The sequence below is a fragment of the Comamonas sediminis genome, assembly GCF_041107495.1.
Taxonomy (GTDB): domain Bacteria; phylum Pseudomonadota; class Gammaproteobacteria; order Burkholderiales; family Burkholderiaceae_C; genus Comamonas; species Comamonas sediminis.
Genome location: NZ_JBGBDC010000002.1, coordinates 156,321 through 171,580, shown reverse-complemented (window position 1 = coordinate 171,580; position 15,260 = coordinate 156,321). Strand labels below are relative to the sequence as shown.

Genomic DNA, 15,260 nt, shown 5'->3' with positions numbered 1-15,260 from the left:
GTGCTGGCGGTGAATGTGCGCTTTGCGCAGGTCGATACATGCAGGCATGCCCGCCACAGTGGCAGGCTTGGCACGCTATCGAACCATTGCACCGCCGCGCCGGCGCAAAGCTTTTGCGCTGGTGGTGACGCCGTTGTCCATCAGCGGCACCGCCTGGCCGGCATAGCGCCACACGTCAGCGCCGTGGCTGGCGTCATCGTGCAGCGGCGCGCCTGGCTGCCCGGTGCGCGGGTCGATCATCCGTTTGTAGCGCTTCATGCAGTCCAGGAACACATCGCACTCTTCCTCATCGATATAGGCCTTGGGGAAGAGCGACCGCGCCAGGCGTATGCCTGCCTCGATGCCAGACACCGGCAGAACATGCGATGTGCGGCCCATGTCCTGCATGATGCCCTCCACGGTCGTGCCGCTCTTAACGTCGCCGTTGCGCGCGTCGTGCGGTAGAAAGTCGGTGCCCCATATCACGTCCCACTCGTTCTCCAGCTGGATCACATAGTCCTCGACCGTGCGGTGGCTGTCCTGGTAGTAGGAGATGCAGCGGAAGTCCATGTGCGTGCGCTGAATGAGCAAGCTGGCCATGAAGTCCGACCAGCCCAAGTCCCAGACGGTGTGCACGGGCAAGCGCGGGTCGTAGCTGACGCGGCACACGCGGCCCTTTTGGTAAAGCTTTTCGATCTCCTTGGCGTAGATCGCGCCGGCCGCAGTCCGCTTGGGCTTGCCGCCCCAGATATTCGCGTAGTTGTCGGGGTCGAGCAGCTTGCACTGGCGACGCTCCAGGTCCAGCACATGGGGAAACCACGGGTTATCCCGCCAGTTGATTTCGCACAGCCAAACATCGTTGCGCTTGGTCTTGATGAAGCGGCTGTATGTCTCGTCCGTCTCCATGTCCGGATTGAGGGTCATCCATATCTCGCTGCCCTCCTTCCGGATGGTGGGCGTGAGCACGTCCCAGGACTTCTTACTCACGCTGTGCGCTTCTTCCACCCAGACGATGTCCACACCTTCAAAGGACTTGATCGAGTCCACGGTGTGGCTCTGCAGGCCGCCGAACAGGAACAGGGAGCCATTGGCGCCCCGGATCTCCGTGTCCAGCACCTCAAAGAACGATTCCAGGCCCAGCCGCACAATGGCATCCTTCAGCAGTCGGTGCACCGAGTCGCGCATGGACTTCTGAATTTCTCGGGCGCACAGGATGCGCAGCGGTTTCTCGGCCGCCATCACCAGCAGCACCGAAGCCACCGACCAGGACTTACCACCACCCCGGCCGCCGTACATCACCTTGTAGCGGCAGGGCAGCCAGATGTCGGCCATCTTCTCCGGCAGCTGCAGCCGGGCGTGTGGCGGCTCAATCATCGTCATCTTCCACCGGTGCAGGCTTGACAAACTCGACAGCGATGCGTGCGCCGGCCCGAGCAGCCACGCCGACCAGCTCCTTTGAATCCATGCCGAACGCCGTGCGCTCCAGGTCCACCAGCTTGACCAGGCTCTCGGCCAGTACCTTCATGGTCTTGGAGCGCTCGGGCAGGGAGATAACCGCCTGGTACAGCTCGTTCAGCTTGTCGCGGCCCTTGTCGTCTGGTGCGTACAGCAGCTCGCCCAATGTCTCCAGCAGTTGCACGGTTTCAGGGTCGGCCTGCTGCTCCAGCTCGTCCAGCAGCGCATTCGTCACCCTGCGCGCCCGGCTGATGTCACGGCGGTGGGCCAGCCTGATGTCGGCCACGGCCTGCGCATTGGCGTCCCCCACCTCACGTTCGGACGCAGCTCTTTCCGCGCGTACCTCTTTGCGTACCGCCTCTTTGCGTACCAGCTGCTCTGCCTTGTCCTGGATGCGTTCCGACAGGTCACGCGTCCATTCATCACGCTTTGCGCGCTTGCGGATTGCCCCCTCACTGATGCCGTGCTCTGCGCCGATCTGACGCAGGCTCTTGATCCCAGCCCGGTAATCCAGCTCGATCTTGTCCCAGTCCGCAGGGGCTTGTGGTTTCTCTGTGCTCATGCGGGCAACTTGGCATGCTTGGCACGCTTACGGCCGTGCGCACCAATGAAAAAGCCCCGGCAGCAACGCACGGGGCTTCCATTTCCGGCCAGCAGCCTGCTACAGCAGCTCGTACCGCATCACGGGCTTGCGCCCTGGCAGCTCGACCACGACCGCTTTCACAAGCTGGCTCTCCTTCAGGTAGACCAGCGCCCAATCCACTTCCCCCTTGGAGCGGCCCAGAGCCAGGACCAGCTCTGAGTGGTAGTAGCTGCGCTTGGGGCTGGCCTGCAGGAAGCGCAGAAGCACGTCGGTCCCGCTACCTGGCCGGATCACGCCAGGCGGCCGGGGGTTGTGTGCCCGGCTCCTCGGGGGCTCGGCCCTCGAGCCCAGCTGCCCAGCCATCCAGCTGATACCGTCACCGTTCAAGCACATCAGCCACCTCCTCCAGTTTTGGCAGATCCTTTGGCCATTTGCCCATCAGCACCAAGCGCCGGCGTGTGTCAGCGCCCCATGCCTCGGCCACCAAGGCTGCAGCAGCCTTGGGGTACAGCTCGTATTGGTCGAACTTCGGGTGGCACCCTTTCACGCCCGGCCGGTCACAGCAGAGTGCAAAGCAGGTGCGGTCGTCTGTCTTGAGGCCTGCGCCCTTGCCGTGGTTGGCGTGGGCCGCCTGGCTGTACCCCACGATGCCGCACGCGCAGCATGGCAGGCTTGCCACGGCACGGCGGTAGTCCTCATTGCGCAGATGCTCGCCTTTTTTGATCGGTGGCACCGTGGCGCCGGCCGCGCTTGCATAGTTCGGGGCGCTGGCCAGAGGCTGGTGCACGGTCTTGGGCGCAGGGGCCCAGGCGGTTTGCCTGAATCCTCCGCGCTTCATGCTGCGCACCTCACTGCAGCTGACGCGACCATCACAGCGGCCGTCATCAGCAGAGCCAGCAAAAGGACGCCCGCCAGCCCGCTGGCTAAGCATTGCGACTCTTCGGCCTCCGGCGCCTCCTCCATTACGCAGTAGTCCACGGCATCAGCGGGGGGCACATCCTTCCAATTCTTGCGTGGTGCGGGTCCCTGTTTGACCACAATCACGGCTGGCTGGCCATTGATCACTGTGGTCCATGAGGTTTCACGGGCTTGTGTCATTGCTCGCCTTTCACCAGGCGCCGGGCATACCCCAGCTTCTGCATCACCACCATCACATTGCTCTTGTAGTTGTGGGCCAGCGTGCTTGCACCTGCGCCGCGCTTGTGGTCCAGGTACATGTTCATGATCCGCATCGGCGTCCAGTGGGAAAAGGTGCCCTTGGCCTGCCGGTGCAGGTAGTGCTTGTAGACCTGCTTGGCCCATGGGATGCTGATCTGGTATTCCTCGGCGATCTGGGCCCAGGTCATGCGCCGCTCCACGCAGCCGGCCAGCTCGTACAGCTGCGCGTCGTTCCATTCCTTCATTCGGCTCATTTCCCGAAGCTCCTCAGGACGGTTTCGATCATCTCGATGCGCTGCGCGGGCCCCAGGTGCTTCCACAGGGTTGCGCCGGCGTGCTCGCTGCGCAGGAAATTGACGGCGTCCGCGTGGAACTGCTCCATGTCACCCTGCTCCAGGTTTGCGTAGCTGATGGAGCGCGGCACCGGAATCACGCCACCCTTGGGCCCCGGATACCAGTCGACAAAGCTTGCGCCCACCTTCAACCAGGTGCGGAAGCTCTCGAAGTCCTCGAAGCGCTCCTGCGTCTCGAAGACCGCCTGCTCCATGGCCATGTGCTTGCGGTGATACCAACCCAGGCGTGGCTGCACGGTCTTGATTTCGACCATTTCACCGGGCTCCAGGCGCATCAGGCGGTTCCACAGGCGGCGCCACTGGCTGCGGCCACGCTCGCCCAGGCCATCCACGATGCCGAAGATGACCCGGCGCGCCACTGCGGCGTCCTGCTCGCTGATCTGCACAGCTTCCTGACGAACAATCGTGATTTCAGGCATGTCGCACCTCCACTTTCACCATCCCACCGATGTCCCCGGCACGTTCAATGCCCAGGCTCCAATGCTTGTCGTCCACCCCCAGCACGTCGGCCAGACCATCGAGGCCGGACTTCATGCGCGCCAAAGCGTTGTCCAGGTCGAAGGCGCGGCGCGTGGGCGGATAGAACGTGATGTGCACATGCAGCTTGCCGGCGGCCAGACGGCGGACACCCTGCACCTGCGCCTGCAGCGCGCACGCCGCGCGGTAGGCCTTCTTGGCCTTGGCCAGGCGCGTCCAGTGAACTCGAGCATTTGGGCTCAGGTCCTTGGGCGGCCAAGGCAGCGTTACACGGGCGATCACCACATTTGCTCCAGCTCCGCCGGGGGCGGCCGAAACCCCTTTGCCTTGAGCTCGGCCCGCACTGCCTGACGCATCCCCGCCCAGGCCCCGGCTGCTTGCGGGTCGTTCTCGAGCTGGGCGGCCTGCTCCCTGCTGTAGTGCCACCATCCCGGCGTCATGGCCAGCGTCACCAGCCAATCGCGTGTCTTCTGGAATTCGGTCATTTTTCTTATGCATCTGCTGCGTCCATCTGCGGAGTCATGCCGCGCGAAAATTTCAGGTTGCCGAGGCTGTTGCGTTCCAGGTAGCCGTGGCGTAGCAGCCAATCGATGTGGTACTGCGCGGCGTTGGGGGAGCGAAAGCCAAAGTGCTTGGCAATCAACGCCATTGGCGGGGTTTGGTCGTTGTCCTTAAAAAAGGCCTGCATGAAGGTCAGCACCTCCAACTGGCGGGGTGGAATCGTCTTCATGCCTTGCCTTCCTCTGCCAGGCGCTGCTGCACGCGCTGGTTCAGCTCGCGCTTGTAGCGGGCCTGCTTGATGCGCTCCAGGCGCTGCACGGCGCCGGTGCGGCTGCGGCGGTTGGCCAGGTCATCGCGCAAAGATTTGAGGCGGGCGCGCAGCTCCGGCGTCAGGCCTGCGCCCGGCGTCTCTTCAACACGGCCTGTCAGCAGGGCAACGGGGTTGAAGACGGGCGGCGGCAGCGTGATGGTCATTTCCTGCGCAGCGCGCTCAGGCGTGATGTAGCCCAGCTCCAGGGCCTTCTCGATTGCCGGGTTGCGCCCTTCGGCATCCCAGCCGATGGAAACGGTGACGGTGGGCATGGCCTTGGCCTCACGCGCGCCGCGCACGACCCGCTCGTAGGCGGTGATGAACGCCATGCGCGCGCCCACCATGTCACCAGCCTCGGCCACCGGGCGGGCCAGGCTCCAGGCGGCGGCCATTTCGTTGGTCCACACGACGGTGGCCCGTTCGTCCAGAGCAGTCGATGCAATGGCCCATGCCTCATTTGCGGCAGGCCGGCCGACAGCCTCATCGATGCGGTCCAGAATCGCCTTGGGCGTCAATCGCCCCGCGTGCTCGTTTCTCACCCGGCTCAATGCGCGGGCCAGGACCAGCTGAGGAAAGCTGCTCAGGTCTTCAGCCATCATGGCTGCAGCGGTGGGGCTCAAAGTCTGACCAAGCACCTCAGCGGTGCCCATCAGCTGCTTCACAAGCCATTGCATCTCTAGCTCGTTCATGCTCTTGCTCCCTGGTTTTCACGGTTTGCGCGGATGATGGCCATGGCCTCATCAGCAGCGTCGAAGTTGGATTGGGACTGGTCGATCTGCTTGGCGCGCGTGCTGGTGATGGTCGCGTTCGTCTTGAACTGCGTTGCCCACTTCTCGGCGTCGGCCAGCAGCAGCTTTACGGGGTGCATTTGCTTGACCACGAATTCCTCGTTCACGCGGCGCACGAAGTGGACAGCTACCCGGGGGGCCAGCTCTGCGCCAATGCGCTTGATGAGGTTGGTGATCTGCCCGCCGACAGTCGCATTCCAGATGGGCCAGGTGTTGTAGCGGCCGTGGTAAGCGATGGCGTAGGCGATCCAGGTCTTGTGCGATTGGGTCTTTTCGCCGGGGTAACGAAGCTCTCCGGGAATGGTGTGGATCGCCCCACCCGGTGCCACGATGACCATCGGGACGGCGGGTGCGTCAGCCCCGTCCGAACCTTCATTGGTGGTTCCTTTACGGTTCTTCTTACGGTTCAATGTAGATTTGGGTGCGCCATCTGCACCACCCGGGTGCGCCATTTGCACCCCAGGGGTGCGCGATTTGCGGGGGGGTGGTGCGCCATCTGCACCACCTGGTGCGCCATTTGCGGGGGGTGCGCCATTTGCACCAGGTGCGCCATCTGCACCGGTGAGTCGGGCACGCTTTGACGGTGCGTTTTCAGGCTTGTACCCATCCGGCGTGATGGTGTAGCTCGTACTGGTGTTGAGGCGGTACTCCCGGAAAACCAAGCCGACAGCCTGCAGCCACGCCAGTGCGTCTTGCACTGCACGCTCCGACAGACAGGTGCGCTTTGCAATCGTGGTGATACCTGGCCAGCAGACGCCATCGTCATTTGCTTGATCGGCCAGCGACACAAGCACTGCCTTCTGCGCCGGCGACATGCCCTGCAGTGGCCAACATGCTCCCATGAGAATCGTGCTCATTCGTGTCCCTGCTCCAAGGGCACCGAAACCCACACGATCGCATTGCGTCCACCCAGGGTCTTGCGGCGCTGGCCGCTGTCCACCACCAGCTTCTCCTCCACCAGCTTCACGCGGCGCGGACGCTGGGTGTTGGGGTCGAGCAGCAGTTGCCGTGCGCACTCTTCGTCGGTCATGCCATTGGCACCGGCCTTTTGGATGGCGTCCAGAACCTTGGCCTTGAACGTGTGCGCGACATCAACGATGGCCTCTGCCGCTGAGCGGGAGGTGTCGCTGTGGTTTTGGTAAGGGGTTTCGATCATCGCTGGCCGCTCCCCTCACCGGTCTGGCGCTTGTCAGACAAAGAGAAGACCCGGCCGTAGCGTTGCTGGATCAAACTGCGTACATGGTCAACACCACACACATCAACAGCGACGACGAATTCGAGGTACTCGGACTCGGACTGGAAACCCTCGTCCATCCATTTGCGGCGCGCAAGCTCCTTGAGCTCGTCGGAAATCCGAGACTCCAGCTTCTCAGTTTTCTTGCCGCCGATGAGAGAGCGAGAGAAGGGTATCGGGGTGAAATCGTCTGTCATAGCGTGATCCTTGTGGACAGCGCAGGCGTAGCCCGGCCCGCGTATCGGTTTGAATTTGTTGGTGAGAAGGTGTCTGCAAGCAGCGCTGCCCGTAGAGCGCTCTCACGGCGTATGCGCCGCCAAAGTGGCGCAGCAGGGGAAAAATGAGCCCCGGTTCTGAAGCTCTGTGTACTGTTCGCGGATGTCTCCGCTAGGCTTCAGCGGTTTCATCTTGGCTGGCAAGTTCTGGCCAGAAGCGAAGCCAGTCACTGGGCTTCAAATCCTTCCGCGTCACCACACCTGAAGTAGCAGCTTCAATGGCTACACAGCGTCCGATGGGTACGGGACGTTCTCCGGACACCCAACGCGACACGTCGGGGGTAGGTGCGCCGATCTGTTTAGCGAGGGCGGTAATTGCGCCCCGGCCCTGGGCGTTGATGTATTCGGATAGGGTCATTCACGAATTATTAGCCTTAGGCTAACCAAAGTCAATAGCCCTGCGCTCATTGCCAATGTTAGCTTCACGCTAAATACTGACGCCATGCAACCGATAGACGTAACTCGACGTGAAAAACTGGGCCTGCTCATCAAGGAGGCGGGGAGTCAAGCCGCTCTTTCCGACACCATCGGGAAAGCCCCGGCCCAAATCAGCCAATGGCTCAACGCGTCGTTAAACTCAAAAACTGGCAAGCCGCGAGTGATGAGCAATGCCGTCGCTCGAGAGATAGAGGCCAAGGCCGGTAAGCCTGAGGGCTGGATGGATGTTCCCGCCGAATCAGGTGATTTGTCCATGCCAGGCGGATCCAATGTGGAGTTCAAGTTACCCAAAGGCTCGCGCTTGATCCCTCATATTTCATACGTGCAAGCAGGAGCATGGACGGAAATTGCAAACAGCTTTCAGCTGTCGGATGCATACGACTGGCTCATCTCCAGTGATGCCCATTCTGTGGAGACCTTCGCTCTCACTGTGCGTGGCAATTCGATGGAGCCGGATTTCAGGGACGGTGATTTGATAATCATTGATCCCTCCGTGCGTCCTCGGCCAGGCTCGTTCGTTTTCGCAAAGAATGGTCGCGAGGAAGCTACTTTCAAAAAGTATCGCCACCGATCTGTTGATGTGCTCGGGAACGATATCTTTGAGTTGGTGCCACTGAACGATGACTATCCAACCATGCGCTCAGACGAGCAAGCTATAGAGATCATCGGAACGATGGTTGAACATCGCCGGACCTATAGGTAGGCCCTTGACCAGAGCCTCTCCCAACTTCATCACCAACGCCCGATCGGGCGTTTTTTTTGGCTCGAAAAAGCTCGACCGTGAAAAATTTCGAGAAAGTTAGCCTAGAGCTATTGACGAAAATATTAGCCTCAGGCTAAGATGCATCCTACCGAAGCTAATGAGCTTCGTAGGGAGCCAGGATCACCAGCCCCCGAAGACCCCGGGGGGATCGCCCGGGCTTCCAAGAGTCGGGCAAGAACCCGCAGGGGGGCGAAAGGATCACGCAGCTAAGGCTAGTAGGCTGGTGAGAAACCAGATAGGACCGTGGATACGGGGAAACAAACGAACGAGATGGCAGCTGCGGCACCAGCCCCTGGGTGTGTACGGGGTGAGGCAAACAGGGTTGCCAAGAACAGCAAAGCCCAGCGAGTAAACGCACCGCCCTTGGAGACAGGGGCATCACATTGATCAATTGGGGTAGTTGATCAATGTGATGGCGTGACAGGTATTGGCCTACCTGCAAGCAGTGAAAGTCTGCAACCTCCTGAAAAGCAACCTGGGGCGCACACAGGAAGCCATCAACCAACCTATTGCGCAATTTTTTGGAGCAAGAGTTCGTTTGGCAATAGAACTTTGATGACCAAGTAAGAAGAAATGCCGATAGCCAGTGCAGTGTTTATCCAAACCAATGCCAGCACTTCGATACGAGCAATAGGCCCAGGCCGCATGCCAATGGCGGTGCTTAGAAATACGCAAGCAATCAGTATGGCTAACATGCCCCAACCCGAGAACCCCATGAAGCTCAAGATCGAACCAGAAAACGCCAGCGCTACACCGACGTTTGCCAATCGAGTCTCTATAGGGGCTTTAACCCTGCTTTTATCAACATCCATCTTTTTGTATGCCATCCAGGCAATCCATGCGCTCAATGCTGATATGACTATCTGCACCCAAGAGATCAATGTTGTGTCGTTCATGATGCTCATACAAAGCCTCCTGAACGCGCTGCTTGGAATACTTTTCTACATGGCTGCACGCCAATGCAAGCAGAAAATTGACGAATTGACATAGAACCTCCTGAAAGCAGCTTTGTAACGTACTTTTCATCCAGACTATGGCTGCATCAAGGAATTTCTCCACGGTGCACTGTTTCGGAACATTCATCGCCTTTGCCCGCCCAGTGCGGGCTTTTTTATTTGGGGCTTCACATGACCTATGCACTCTCCCGCGCTCAAGACGACTACGACGGCATGCTGCCCGACGATCCACTGGCTGATCCAGTGCGTGAGCGACTTGAAGAGCAGAACGCCCAGCTGCTGGCAATCATCAAGGGCTATCAGGAAATTGTCACCGAAGCAGCGGACAAGCTGGACCGCGTGACTCCTGCCGGCGGCCACCGCGTGCGCCGCGTGCTGGGTGAGCTGCAGGAGGATCTTGCTTGCGTCATCCACTGAACCGCCCTACCCCTCGAACGATGGAAGAAGCATGGGGCCAGGGTGCCTACTTTGACCCGTTTGAACGCTACACCAGGCCGCTGCACAAGCGGCCTTTCATTTGGCTGGGCCTGGCCGTCGCGCTGGGCCTGATCGCAATTCTCTGGAGCCGCTATGCGTAAAAACGCAATCCACACAGCTTGGATGCTGGCCGCCCTGCTGGCAGTGATCTTCTTTTCCGACCCTGGTACCGACCTGGCCGTCGAGCAGGCTACCGCCGCTGATGTGCAGGACGCGATGCACGCCGCCCAGCAGGTGGCACTGAGCACCAAGAAAGGAACCGACCAATGAAGCTCCCCCTCTGGGTCTTGCTCTATATCGCGCTGAACGTGACGGCCATCGCGGCCGTGAACCTCATCGCCAAAACCAACATCGCATTCCTGTAACGCCATGAACGAAGTCACCACCCGCCCCCCTGCCCCTGCACTGCCGCTGCACGCGGACAACACCGAAGCCGCGAAGCTGACCCGGGCCATCATCGCCGCGGCGAAGAACCCAGAAATCCAGATGGACAAGATGGAGCGCCTGCTGGACCTGCATGAGCGCATCACGGCCAAGGAGGCCGAGCAGCAATTCAACATGGCCATGGTGGGCGCGCAGTCGCAGATGGGCCGGATCGCCGCAGATGCGGTGAACCCGCAGACGCGCAGCCAGTACGCCAGCTATGCGCAGCTGGACCGTCACCTCCGACCCCTCTACACCTCCTACGGCTTCTCCCTCAGCTTTGACGAAGGCGAAGGCGCTGCAGAAGGCTTTGTGCGCGTGGTCTGCTACGTCGCCCACATTGGCGGCCACACCCGCACCTACCACTGCGACATCCCGGCTGATGGCAAAGGCGCCAAGGGTGGCGATGTCATGACCCGCACGCACGCCGTGGGCTCGGGCAAGAGTTACGGAAAGCGCTACCTGCTCAAGGACATCTTCAACGTGGCCGTGGGCGAAGACGACGACGACGGCAACGCTGCTAGCCCGCCCGGCACCGCACCGCCCAAGCCCGTCTCGGAATTCACACAGGGCTGGATCGACTACGCGCTCAGCGTCAAGGGTACGCCAGAGTTCCAGGCCGCCTGCAAGCAAGCGCGCGCCGAAATCAGCAAGGCCCGCGACATCCAGGGCCTCAAGGACTTCAACGCAGCAATGGGGGTTGCCAATGCATAACACTCTCTTCCGGTGCCACAGCCTGGGCCGCATCATGACCGAGCCTAAGACCAAGGCCGAGGGCATCCTGTCGGTGGGCGCAAAGACCTACATCCGCAGCCTGGCCCAGCAGGAAATATTCGGCATCGACTTCGAGTTTTCCAGCAAGGAAACCCAGAAGGGCATCGAGGTCGAGCAGGAATGCATCGAGCTGCTCAACCGCGTGCGCGGCCTGGCCCTGGTGAAGAACACCGAGCGCCGCACCAACACCTGGCTGAGCGGCGAGTGCGACCTGTTCGACGCGGCCAACCGGCGCGGGCACGACATCAAAGCGTCCTGGTCGGCCAAGACCTTCCCCGGCTGGCTCAAGGACTGCATGGACCCCATCTACGAGTGGCAGATGCGCGCCTACATGATGCTTTGGGACGCTGACGAATGGCAGGTCGATTACTGCCTGGTCAACACCCCGGACAAGCTGATCGGCTATGAGCCCCTGCCCATGCACATCGTGGACCACATCGCCGAGCACCACCGCGTCACCAGCTGGACCATCAAGCGCGACCTTGCCAAGGAAGCACTGATCCAGCAACGCCTGGAAGCCGCGCAGGAATATTTCCGCCAAGCGCTGACCGAGTTCGACCAGACCCACTCCCACCACACGGACATGGCCGCTGTTTACCCGCAGGCCCAGGCCGCCGTCGCCCAGGCCATGGGCAACGCCGTGATCGCCGACCCCTTTGCCGCATGAGGACACCATGAGCAACGAATTGACAACCACCGCCCTGGGCACGCCCAGCATCAACGACGCCGCCCTGGCGCTGTTCACGCCCTTGGCGGCCCATATGACGGCGCTGGCCGCCAAGTACCACAATGTGGCCTACGACATGACCACCACAAAGGGCGCCAAGGCTGCGCGCGATGCGCGTCTGGAGCTGCGCGAGTCTGGCCGCTTCGCCATCCAGCGCCTGCGCGACCAGACCAAGGGGCAGCTGAACGACTGCAAGACGGTGATCGAGACTGAGGCTACCCGCCTGATCGCCATCGTGGAGCCCGCAGAGGTTGCGATCGACAAGCAGATCAAGGCCCATGAGCAGAAGCTGGCCGACGAGAAAGCCGCTAAGGAAAAGGCCGAAGCAGAGCGCGTACAGAAGCACACCGATGCCATTGCCACAATTGCGGGCTACTCGGACAAGGCGCGCGGCCTGGCGGTGGAGCGCATCGAGGCGGGCATTACCTACGTGCGCGGCATCGACGTGAGCGCGGCAATGTTCGAGGAATTCGCCGACCGCGCCGCCGCCGAGAAGGCCGCGACCATCAGCCGACTGGAGCAGATGGCCGCCGACCGCCGCAGGGTAGACGCGGCAGAGGCCCAGCGGCAGGAAAACGAGCGCGTAGCGGCCGAGCTGGCCGCGCAGCAGCTCAAGCTGGATGAGCAGGCCACCGAGCTGGCCCGCCAGCGTGAGGCCCTGGCGCCCTCGCCGCAAGCGGCACCAGTGGCAGCACCTGCAGCACCAGCGCCGGCGCCCGCCGCCGCTGCTGCGCGGCTAGCTACCGCCGTCATGCCCACACCTGCCGCGCGTGCCGCCGCCGGGGCCGCGCCTGCCGCCGAGGTGCATACAGATGCGCGCGTGTCTCTGGTCCAGATCAAGACCCTGATTGCCCCGCTGAGCATCGATGCCGCCGGCCTGGAGCAGCTGGGTTTTCCTCATGTCGCCACCGACAAGTCAAAGCGACTTTATCGCGCCTGCGATCTGCCGGCCATCCGTGAGGCCATGGTCCAGCACCTAGCTGGCCTGGGGCTTGAACTGCCATTGGCACCCTGACAATCCCCACCCTTTCCCAGGCCCGCCAACGTGTGGGCTCGATGCACTTCTGTAACACAAATGTTTAAAAATATGAACATCTATCGTATTTCCGAAAGCTGGGAGCCCGACCTGATGCAACTCGACCATGCGATGGCCAAGCAGAAATTTGAGGCGTGTTGCGCCACGCAAGAGCAGTCCACCGACTGGATGGCGCCGCGCTGCCAGTCTGCTGAAAGCCATGGAGCACCAGAGCATCGTTTCAAGGATGGTTAACTTGGGAAGGAGAGAAATAATCGTATGACACGGCCAGCCACTCCACCCAACCCTGCATCCAACAAGACTGCACGCAAAAGTTGGACAGATGAGGATCTCACTACGCTTCGCAGAATGTATGGCAATCACCCCGTAAAGGAGATTGCTGAGAGGATAGGTCACTCGTTCTTCAGCACTGAACGGAAAGCTGCAGATCTTCGGCTCTTCAAGCGTAATGATCTACGCGTATGGACCAACGCTGATGACGAATTTCTGAGTCGTCAATACAGCGAAGGAAAACGCCCAGTTGAAATTGGGCGTTATATGGGCCGAACCGCAAAGTCTGTATGCCAGCGTCTAGAGCGAATAGGAATTCGCCGTCCAAAAGACACAAGGCCAGTTGGTTATGAATATTCCGACCCAAAAACCGGTTTAACCCGGAGAAAAGTAGCAGATGCACCTTTGAGCCGCACAGCGAACTGGAAGCGTGTCGATGTTATTCAGTGGGAGGAAATCAACGGACCGGTGCCCGATGGCTACACGTTGATGATCGCTAACAAATATCTTCCCCGGGCGCCGAGCAATTTGCGGCTAATCAAAAAGGATGAACTATGGCCGACTCTGATAGGGGTGCACCTGCCGCCAGAGGTACAGGAGTTAGCGCAGTTAAAGCGCCAAATCGTAAGAGAAGCGAAGAAGCTAAAAGGGAAATGATGGCCACCCTGCGCGCTATACGGTCAGGTCGAGTTCCTGCCGAGCGCATTACAGCCGTGCTCGGCGCAGTCTCAACTATCGTGGATTCGTTTGTTTTGGACTACTTGGACGCTACAAAAAATGAACATCAGCAAAAACACCGGTGAACACCTCCGTCAAATGCTTTTCAAGCAACTCGAAGCGCTGACCGATCCAGCAAAGGACATAGACCTCAAGCGAGCAGAAATCGCCAATAACACGGCGCAGGTCATCATCAACAGCGCGAAGGTCGAAGTGGACTATGTGAAGGCCATCGACGGCGCTATCACGCTGCCCTACGTCGAAGGCCAGAACGGGGTCACTGAGCGCCCCTACCGCCCCGCTGTGCCGATGGCAGAGCCTGCCCCGCAGCTTCCCGATCCTGAGCCGCGCACGCCCGAAGAGCGAGAGCAGGCCATCTTGAACTCCGGCCCTCGGCCAGGCCACCCCTGGCACGGCCTCGGAAGTCGCAAGCACTTTATCAAAGGATAGGCATGACCCAAACACCCAGCCATTCAGCAGCCCCAGTGATCCTCAACGGTCACCAGCTGCTGGACGCACTCAATGCCATCGCTCCAGAGCGGACGGAAAAGCAGCTAAATGACCGGGTTTGCATCGGCCCTGATCCAACCATAGCCTATGTCGCACCTGGCGTCCACAGCCTGCACTGTTGGCTGGCTGACTATCCAGAGAGCGGCAGCATCCTGTTGCACCAAACCATCCCGGCAGGTGGCAAGGCGCCCTGCGACGTGGTGGGCATCGCCCTGCAGCTAATCGCCGCTGCACGCTGGGTAGGCATGCACGCACACGCACGTAGACAACCAGAAGCGAGGGCGCTAGCAAGGGCCATTCTTAAGCTCACTCGTCCAGTCATCGACGAGTATGTAGATTCCCGAGGTGGATATCCGTCTGATCCCAATCTAGTGACCATACCTGCCGACGCCGGTATCTTTTTCAGTCCAGCCAGCGATTAGATTTCTATAGAACTGGGATGCTTACTGAGCTCACGTCTTACTGTGAGCGAATCCCAACCGAACCCCGCCAAAAAGCGGGGTTCTTTTTTTTGCACAGAGGAATTTAAATGAACACGGCATTTCTGCTTATGGCTCAGTACAACGCCATGGCGGTGATTCCGCTCGATCAGGTGGTCAAGGACTACTTCCCGCATTTGGGAACGCAAAAGTTCCTGCGCAAGATCGCGACGGGCGAAATTCGCCTTCCCCTCACCCGCATCGAGCCCAACTCGCAAAAGGGGGCCAAAGGGGTCCATCTCACAGATTTGGCCACCTACATTGACGCTCAACGCGCAGCCGGCGTTAAGGAATCGAAGCAACTAAATGGCGAACGGGTGCAACAATAAAGCAACATGCAAAAAGAGAATCCCCATAAGTCTTTGTACTTATGGGGATTTTTTTCGTTCGTCTGTCCGATCCATCATCGGCGCGACGGACATGCGCCAAGGGCTGTGGGAGAGAAAATCAGTCATGGTGGTTGCGCGGCCAATGCATGGCCCAAGAAGGGGTGGCGTGCAGTTGAGGCAGGGACTCATGCAGGCAATGGTGTATTTTAAATGTTGCGCCACCCGGGCGCTGACCGGCCTCAAAAAGG

The 15,260-nt window shown here is 60.4% G+C and carries 27 protein-coding genes; 12 read left to right on the top strand and 15 right to left on the bottom strand.

The genetic code is table 11. From position 1 onward, the window contains the following. Positions 1-75 precede the first annotated feature (75 nt). The 14 genes from AB7A72_RS05025 to AB7A72_RS04960 form a co-directional block, all read right to left on the bottom strand. Positions 76-1,353 (bottom strand): PBSX family phage terminase large subunit, encoded by a 1,278-nt coding sequence (locus AB7A72_RS05025; protein WP_369459206.1) that lies wholly within the window; start codon positions 1,351-1,353, stop codon positions 76-78. After that, positions 1,346-1,996 carry a hypothetical protein gene (locus AB7A72_RS05020; RefSeq protein WP_369459205.1) on the bottom strand — a complete coding sequence of 217 codons (651 nt, stop codon included), beginning with the start codon at positions 1,994-1,996 and terminating at the stop codon, positions 1,346-1,348. Before AB7A72_RS05020 ends, AB7A72_RS05025 begins: the two co-directional genes overlap by 8 nt. A 99-nt stretch (positions 1,997-2,095) precedes the next feature. Beyond that, on the bottom strand, positions 2,096-2,284 hold the full coding sequence (locus AB7A72_RS05015) for a hypothetical protein (RefSeq protein WP_369459204.1): 189 nt from the start codon (positions 2,282-2,284) through the stop codon (positions 2,096-2,098). Between the two features lie 109 nt (positions 2,285-2,393). Next, positions 2,394-2,750, bottom strand: a complete 357-nt coding sequence (locus tag AB7A72_RS05010; protein ID WP_369459203.1) for a hypothetical protein — start codon at positions 2,748-2,750, stop codon at positions 2,394-2,396. A gap of 361 nt (positions 2,751-3,111) precedes the next feature. After that, complete coding sequence (locus AB7A72_RS05005; protein WP_369459202.1) at positions 3,112-3,429, bottom strand: hypothetical protein; 318 nt, start codon at positions 3,427-3,429, stop codon at positions 3,112-3,114. Beyond that, a complete protein-coding gene (locus tag AB7A72_RS05000) occupies positions 3,426-3,947 on the bottom strand; it encodes a DUF1367 family protein (RefSeq protein ID WP_369459201.1) in 522 nt (173 codons plus the stop codon). Before AB7A72_RS05000 ends, AB7A72_RS05005 begins: the two co-directional genes overlap by 4 nt. Next, positions 3,940-4,290 carry a RusA family crossover junction endodeoxyribonuclease gene (locus AB7A72_RS04995; protein ID WP_369459200.1) on the bottom strand — a complete coding sequence of 117 codons (351 nt, stop codon included), beginning with the start codon at positions 4,288-4,290 and terminating at the stop codon, positions 3,940-3,942. Before AB7A72_RS04995 ends, AB7A72_RS05000 begins: the two co-directional genes overlap by 8 nt. Next, positions 4,284-4,490, bottom strand: a complete 207-nt coding sequence (locus tag AB7A72_RS04990) for a hypothetical protein (RefSeq protein WP_369459199.1) — start codon at positions 4,488-4,490, stop codon at positions 4,284-4,286. The genes AB7A72_RS04995 and AB7A72_RS04990 overlap by 7 nt, the downstream gene beginning before the upstream one ends. Before the next feature lie 5 nt (positions 4,491-4,495). Continuing rightward, positions 4,496-4,735 (bottom strand): LexA family protein, encoded by a 240-nt coding sequence (locus tag AB7A72_RS04985; RefSeq protein ID WP_312530455.1) that lies wholly within the window; start codon positions 4,733-4,735, stop codon positions 4,496-4,498. Then, entirely contained in the window at positions 4,732-5,505 is a 774-nt protein-coding gene (locus tag AB7A72_RS04980) for a hypothetical protein (protein WP_369459198.1), read from the bottom strand. Before AB7A72_RS04980 ends, AB7A72_RS04985 begins: the two co-directional genes overlap by 4 nt. Next, positions 5,502-6,461, bottom strand: coding sequence for a helix-turn-helix domain-containing protein (locus AB7A72_RS04975; protein ID WP_312530451.1), 960 nt, complete (start codon positions 6,459-6,461; stop codon positions 5,502-5,504). Before AB7A72_RS04975 ends, AB7A72_RS04980 begins: the two co-directional genes overlap by 4 nt. Next, entirely contained in the window at positions 6,458-6,760 is a 303-nt protein-coding gene (locus AB7A72_RS04970) for a hypothetical protein (RefSeq protein ID WP_369459197.1), read from the bottom strand. Before AB7A72_RS04970 ends, AB7A72_RS04975 begins: the two co-directional genes overlap by 4 nt. Further along, positions 6,757-7,035, bottom strand: a complete 279-nt coding sequence (locus tag AB7A72_RS04965) for a hypothetical protein (RefSeq protein WP_239812125.1) — start codon at positions 7,033-7,035, stop codon at positions 6,757-6,759. Before AB7A72_RS04965 ends, AB7A72_RS04970 begins: the two co-directional genes overlap by 4 nt. A gap of 190 nt (positions 7,036-7,225) precedes the next feature. Continuing rightward, positions 7,226-7,471: a transcriptional regulator gene (locus AB7A72_RS04960; protein ID WP_369459196.1), complete on the bottom strand. Its 246-nt coding sequence runs from the start codon at positions 7,469-7,471 to the stop codon at positions 7,226-7,228. An 84-nt stretch (positions 7,472-7,555) separates the two neighbouring features. Here AB7A72_RS04960 and AB7A72_RS04955 point away from each other — a divergent pair, with 84 nt between their 5' ends. After that, positions 7,556-8,254, top strand: a complete 699-nt coding sequence (locus AB7A72_RS04955; protein ID WP_369459195.1) for a LexA family protein — start codon at positions 7,556-7,558, stop codon at positions 8,252-8,254. A 566-nt stretch (positions 8,255-8,820) separates the two neighbouring features. On the opposite strand, the gene AB7A72_RS04950 is transcribed toward AB7A72_RS04955, so the two are convergent. After that, positions 8,821-9,219, bottom strand: a complete 399-nt coding sequence (locus AB7A72_RS04950) for a hypothetical protein (protein ID WP_369459194.1) — start codon at positions 9,217-9,219, stop codon at positions 8,821-8,823. Positions 9,220-9,441: 222 nt separating this feature from the next. On the opposite strand from AB7A72_RS04950, the gene AB7A72_RS04945 reads away from it, so the two are divergent. The 11 genes from AB7A72_RS04945 to AB7A72_RS04895 all read left to right on the top strand — a co-directional run bounded on the left by AB7A72_RS04945 (position 9,442) and on the right by AB7A72_RS04895 (position 15,012). Continuing rightward, the gene (locus AB7A72_RS04945) at positions 9,442-9,687 is read left to right on the top strand and encodes a hypothetical protein (protein ID WP_369459192.1); all 246 of its coding nucleotides are present in this window, start codon (positions 9,442-9,444) and stop codon (positions 9,685-9,687) included. Positions 9,688-9,707: 20 nt separating this feature from the next. Beyond that, entirely contained in the window at positions 9,708-9,848 is a 141-nt protein-coding gene (locus AB7A72_RS04940) for a hypothetical protein (RefSeq protein WP_369459191.1), read from the top strand. Then, positions 9,841-10,017, top strand: coding sequence for a hypothetical protein (locus AB7A72_RS04935; protein WP_369459190.1), 177 nt, complete (start codon positions 9,841-9,843; stop codon positions 10,015-10,017). Before AB7A72_RS04940 ends, AB7A72_RS04935 begins: the two co-directional genes overlap by 8 nt. 99 nt (positions 10,018-10,116) lie before the next feature. Beyond that, positions 10,117-10,884, top strand: coding sequence for an ERF family protein (locus AB7A72_RS04930; protein ID WP_369459189.1), 768 nt, complete (start codon positions 10,117-10,119; stop codon positions 10,882-10,884). After that, the gene (locus AB7A72_RS04925; RefSeq protein ID WP_369459187.1) at positions 10,877-11,611 is read left to right on the top strand and encodes a hypothetical protein; all 735 of its coding nucleotides are present in this window, start codon (positions 10,877-10,879) and stop codon (positions 11,609-11,611) included. Before AB7A72_RS04930 ends, AB7A72_RS04925 begins: the two co-directional genes overlap by 8 nt. 7 nt (positions 11,612-11,618) lie before the next feature. After that, on the top strand, positions 11,619-12,686 hold the full coding sequence (locus AB7A72_RS04920; protein WP_369459186.1) for a hypothetical protein: 1,068 nt from the start codon (positions 11,619-11,621) through the stop codon (positions 12,684-12,686). A gap of 72 nt (positions 12,687-12,758) precedes the next feature. Then, positions 12,759-12,941: a recombination-associated protein RdgC gene (gene rdgC / locus AB7A72_RS04915; protein ID WP_369459185.1), complete on the top strand. Its 183-nt coding sequence runs from the start codon at positions 12,759-12,761 to the stop codon at positions 12,939-12,941. A 24-nt stretch (positions 12,942-12,965) separates the two neighbouring features. Beyond that, entirely contained in the window at positions 12,966-13,634 is a 669-nt protein-coding gene (locus tag AB7A72_RS04910; protein WP_369459184.1) for a hypothetical protein, read from the top strand. Between the two features lie 120 nt (positions 13,635-13,754). Further along, complete coding sequence (locus tag AB7A72_RS04905; RefSeq protein WP_369459183.1) at positions 13,755-14,144, top strand: hypothetical protein; 390 nt, start codon at positions 13,755-13,757, stop codon at positions 14,142-14,144. A 2-nt stretch (positions 14,145-14,146) separates the two neighbouring features. Beyond that, positions 14,147-14,626: a hypothetical protein gene (locus AB7A72_RS04900; RefSeq protein ID WP_369459182.1), complete on the top strand. Its 480-nt coding sequence runs from the start codon at positions 14,147-14,149 to the stop codon at positions 14,624-14,626. 107 nt (positions 14,627-14,733) lie between these two features. Beyond that, positions 14,734-15,012 (top strand): pyocin activator PrtN family protein, encoded by a 279-nt coding sequence (locus AB7A72_RS04895; RefSeq protein ID WP_182322727.1) that lies wholly within the window; start codon positions 14,734-14,736, stop codon positions 15,010-15,012. Positions 15,013-15,260 lie beyond the last annotated feature (248 nt).

What these genes read in the sequence shown, in the direction of transcription:
- AB7A72_RS05025 (WP_369459206.1), bottom strand. Translation starts at nt 1,353, where the DNA reads ATGATTGAGCCGCCACACGCCCGGCTGCAGCTGCCGGAGAAGATGGCC.
- AB7A72_RS05020 (WP_369459205.1), bottom strand. Translation starts at nt 1,996, where the DNA reads ATGAGCACAGAGAAACCACAAGCCCCTGCGGACTGGGACAAGATCGAG.
- AB7A72_RS05005 (WP_369459202.1), bottom strand. Translation starts at nt 3,429, where the DNA reads ATGAGCCGAATGAAGGAATGGAACGACGCGCAGCTGTACGAGCTGGCC.
- AB7A72_RS05000 (WP_369459201.1), bottom strand. Translation starts at nt 3,947, where the DNA reads ATGCCTGAAATCACGATTGTTCGTCAGGAAGCTGTGCAGATCAGCGAG.
- AB7A72_RS04990 (WP_369459199.1), bottom strand. Translation starts at nt 4,490, where the DNA reads ATGACCGAATTCCAGAAGACACGCGATTGGCTGGTGACGCTGGCCATG.
- AB7A72_RS04985 (WP_312530455.1), bottom strand. Translation starts at nt 4,735, where the DNA reads ATGAAGACGATTCCACCCCGCCAGTTGGAGGTGCTGACCTTCATGCAG.
- AB7A72_RS04980 (WP_369459198.1), bottom strand. Translation starts at nt 5,505, where the DNA reads ATGAACGAGCTAGAGATGCAATGGCTTGTGAAGCAGCTGATGGGCACC.
- AB7A72_RS04975 (WP_312530451.1), bottom strand. Translation starts at nt 6,461, where the DNA reads ATGAGCACGATTCTCATGGGAGCATGTTGGCCACTGCAGGGCATGTCG.
- AB7A72_RS04970 (WP_369459197.1), bottom strand. Translation starts at nt 6,760, where the DNA reads ATGATCGAAACCCCTTACCAAAACCACAGCGACACCTCCCGCTCAGCG.
- AB7A72_RS04965 (WP_239812125.1), bottom strand. Translation starts at nt 7,035, where the DNA reads ATGACAGACGATTTCACCCCGATACCCTTCTCTCGCTCTCTCATCGGC.
- AB7A72_RS04960 (WP_369459196.1), bottom strand. Translation starts at nt 7,471, where the DNA reads ATGACCCTATCCGAATACATCAACGCCCAGGGCCGGGGCGCAATTACC.
- AB7A72_RS04955 (WP_369459195.1), top strand. Translation starts at nt 7,556, where the DNA reads ATGCAACCGATAGACGTAACTCGACGTGAAAAACTGGGCCTGCTCATC.
- AB7A72_RS04950 (WP_369459194.1), bottom strand. Translation starts at nt 9,219, where the DNA reads ATGAGCATCATGAACGACACAACATTGATCTCTTGGGTGCAGATAGTC.
- AB7A72_RS04945 (WP_369459192.1), top strand. Translation starts at nt 9,442, where the DNA reads ATGACCTATGCACTCTCCCGCGCTCAAGACGACTACGACGGCATGCTG.
- AB7A72_RS04940 (WP_369459191.1), top strand. Translation starts at nt 9,708, where the DNA reads ATGGAAGAAGCATGGGGCCAGGGTGCCTACTTTGACCCGTTTGAACGC.
- AB7A72_RS04935 (WP_369459190.1), top strand. Translation starts at nt 9,841, where the DNA reads ATGCGTAAAAACGCAATCCACACAGCTTGGATGCTGGCCGCCCTGCTG.
- AB7A72_RS04930 (WP_369459189.1), top strand. Translation starts at nt 10,117, where the DNA reads ATGAACGAAGTCACCACCCGCCCCCCTGCCCCTGCACTGCCGCTGCAC.
- AB7A72_RS04925 (WP_369459187.1), top strand. Translation starts at nt 10,877, where the DNA reads ATGCATAACACTCTCTTCCGGTGCCACAGCCTGGGCCGCATCATGACC.
- AB7A72_RS04920 (WP_369459186.1), top strand. Translation starts at nt 11,619, where the DNA reads ATGAGCAACGAATTGACAACCACCGCCCTGGGCACGCCCAGCATCAAC.
- rdgC (WP_369459185.1), top strand. Translation starts at nt 12,759, where the DNA reads ATGAACATCTATCGTATTTCCGAAAGCTGGGAGCCCGACCTGATGCAA.
- AB7A72_RS04910 (WP_369459184.1), top strand. Translation starts at nt 12,966, where the DNA reads ATGACACGGCCAGCCACTCCACCCAACCCTGCATCCAACAAGACTGCA.
- AB7A72_RS04905 (WP_369459183.1), top strand. Translation starts at nt 13,755, where the DNA reads ATGAACATCAGCAAAAACACCGGTGAACACCTCCGTCAAATGCTTTTC.
- AB7A72_RS04900 (WP_369459182.1), top strand. Translation starts at nt 14,147, where the DNA reads ATGACCCAAACACCCAGCCATTCAGCAGCCCCAGTGATCCTCAACGGT.
- AB7A72_RS04895 (WP_182322727.1), top strand. Translation starts at nt 14,734, where the DNA reads ATGAACACGGCATTTCTGCTTATGGCTCAGTACAACGCCATGGCGGTG.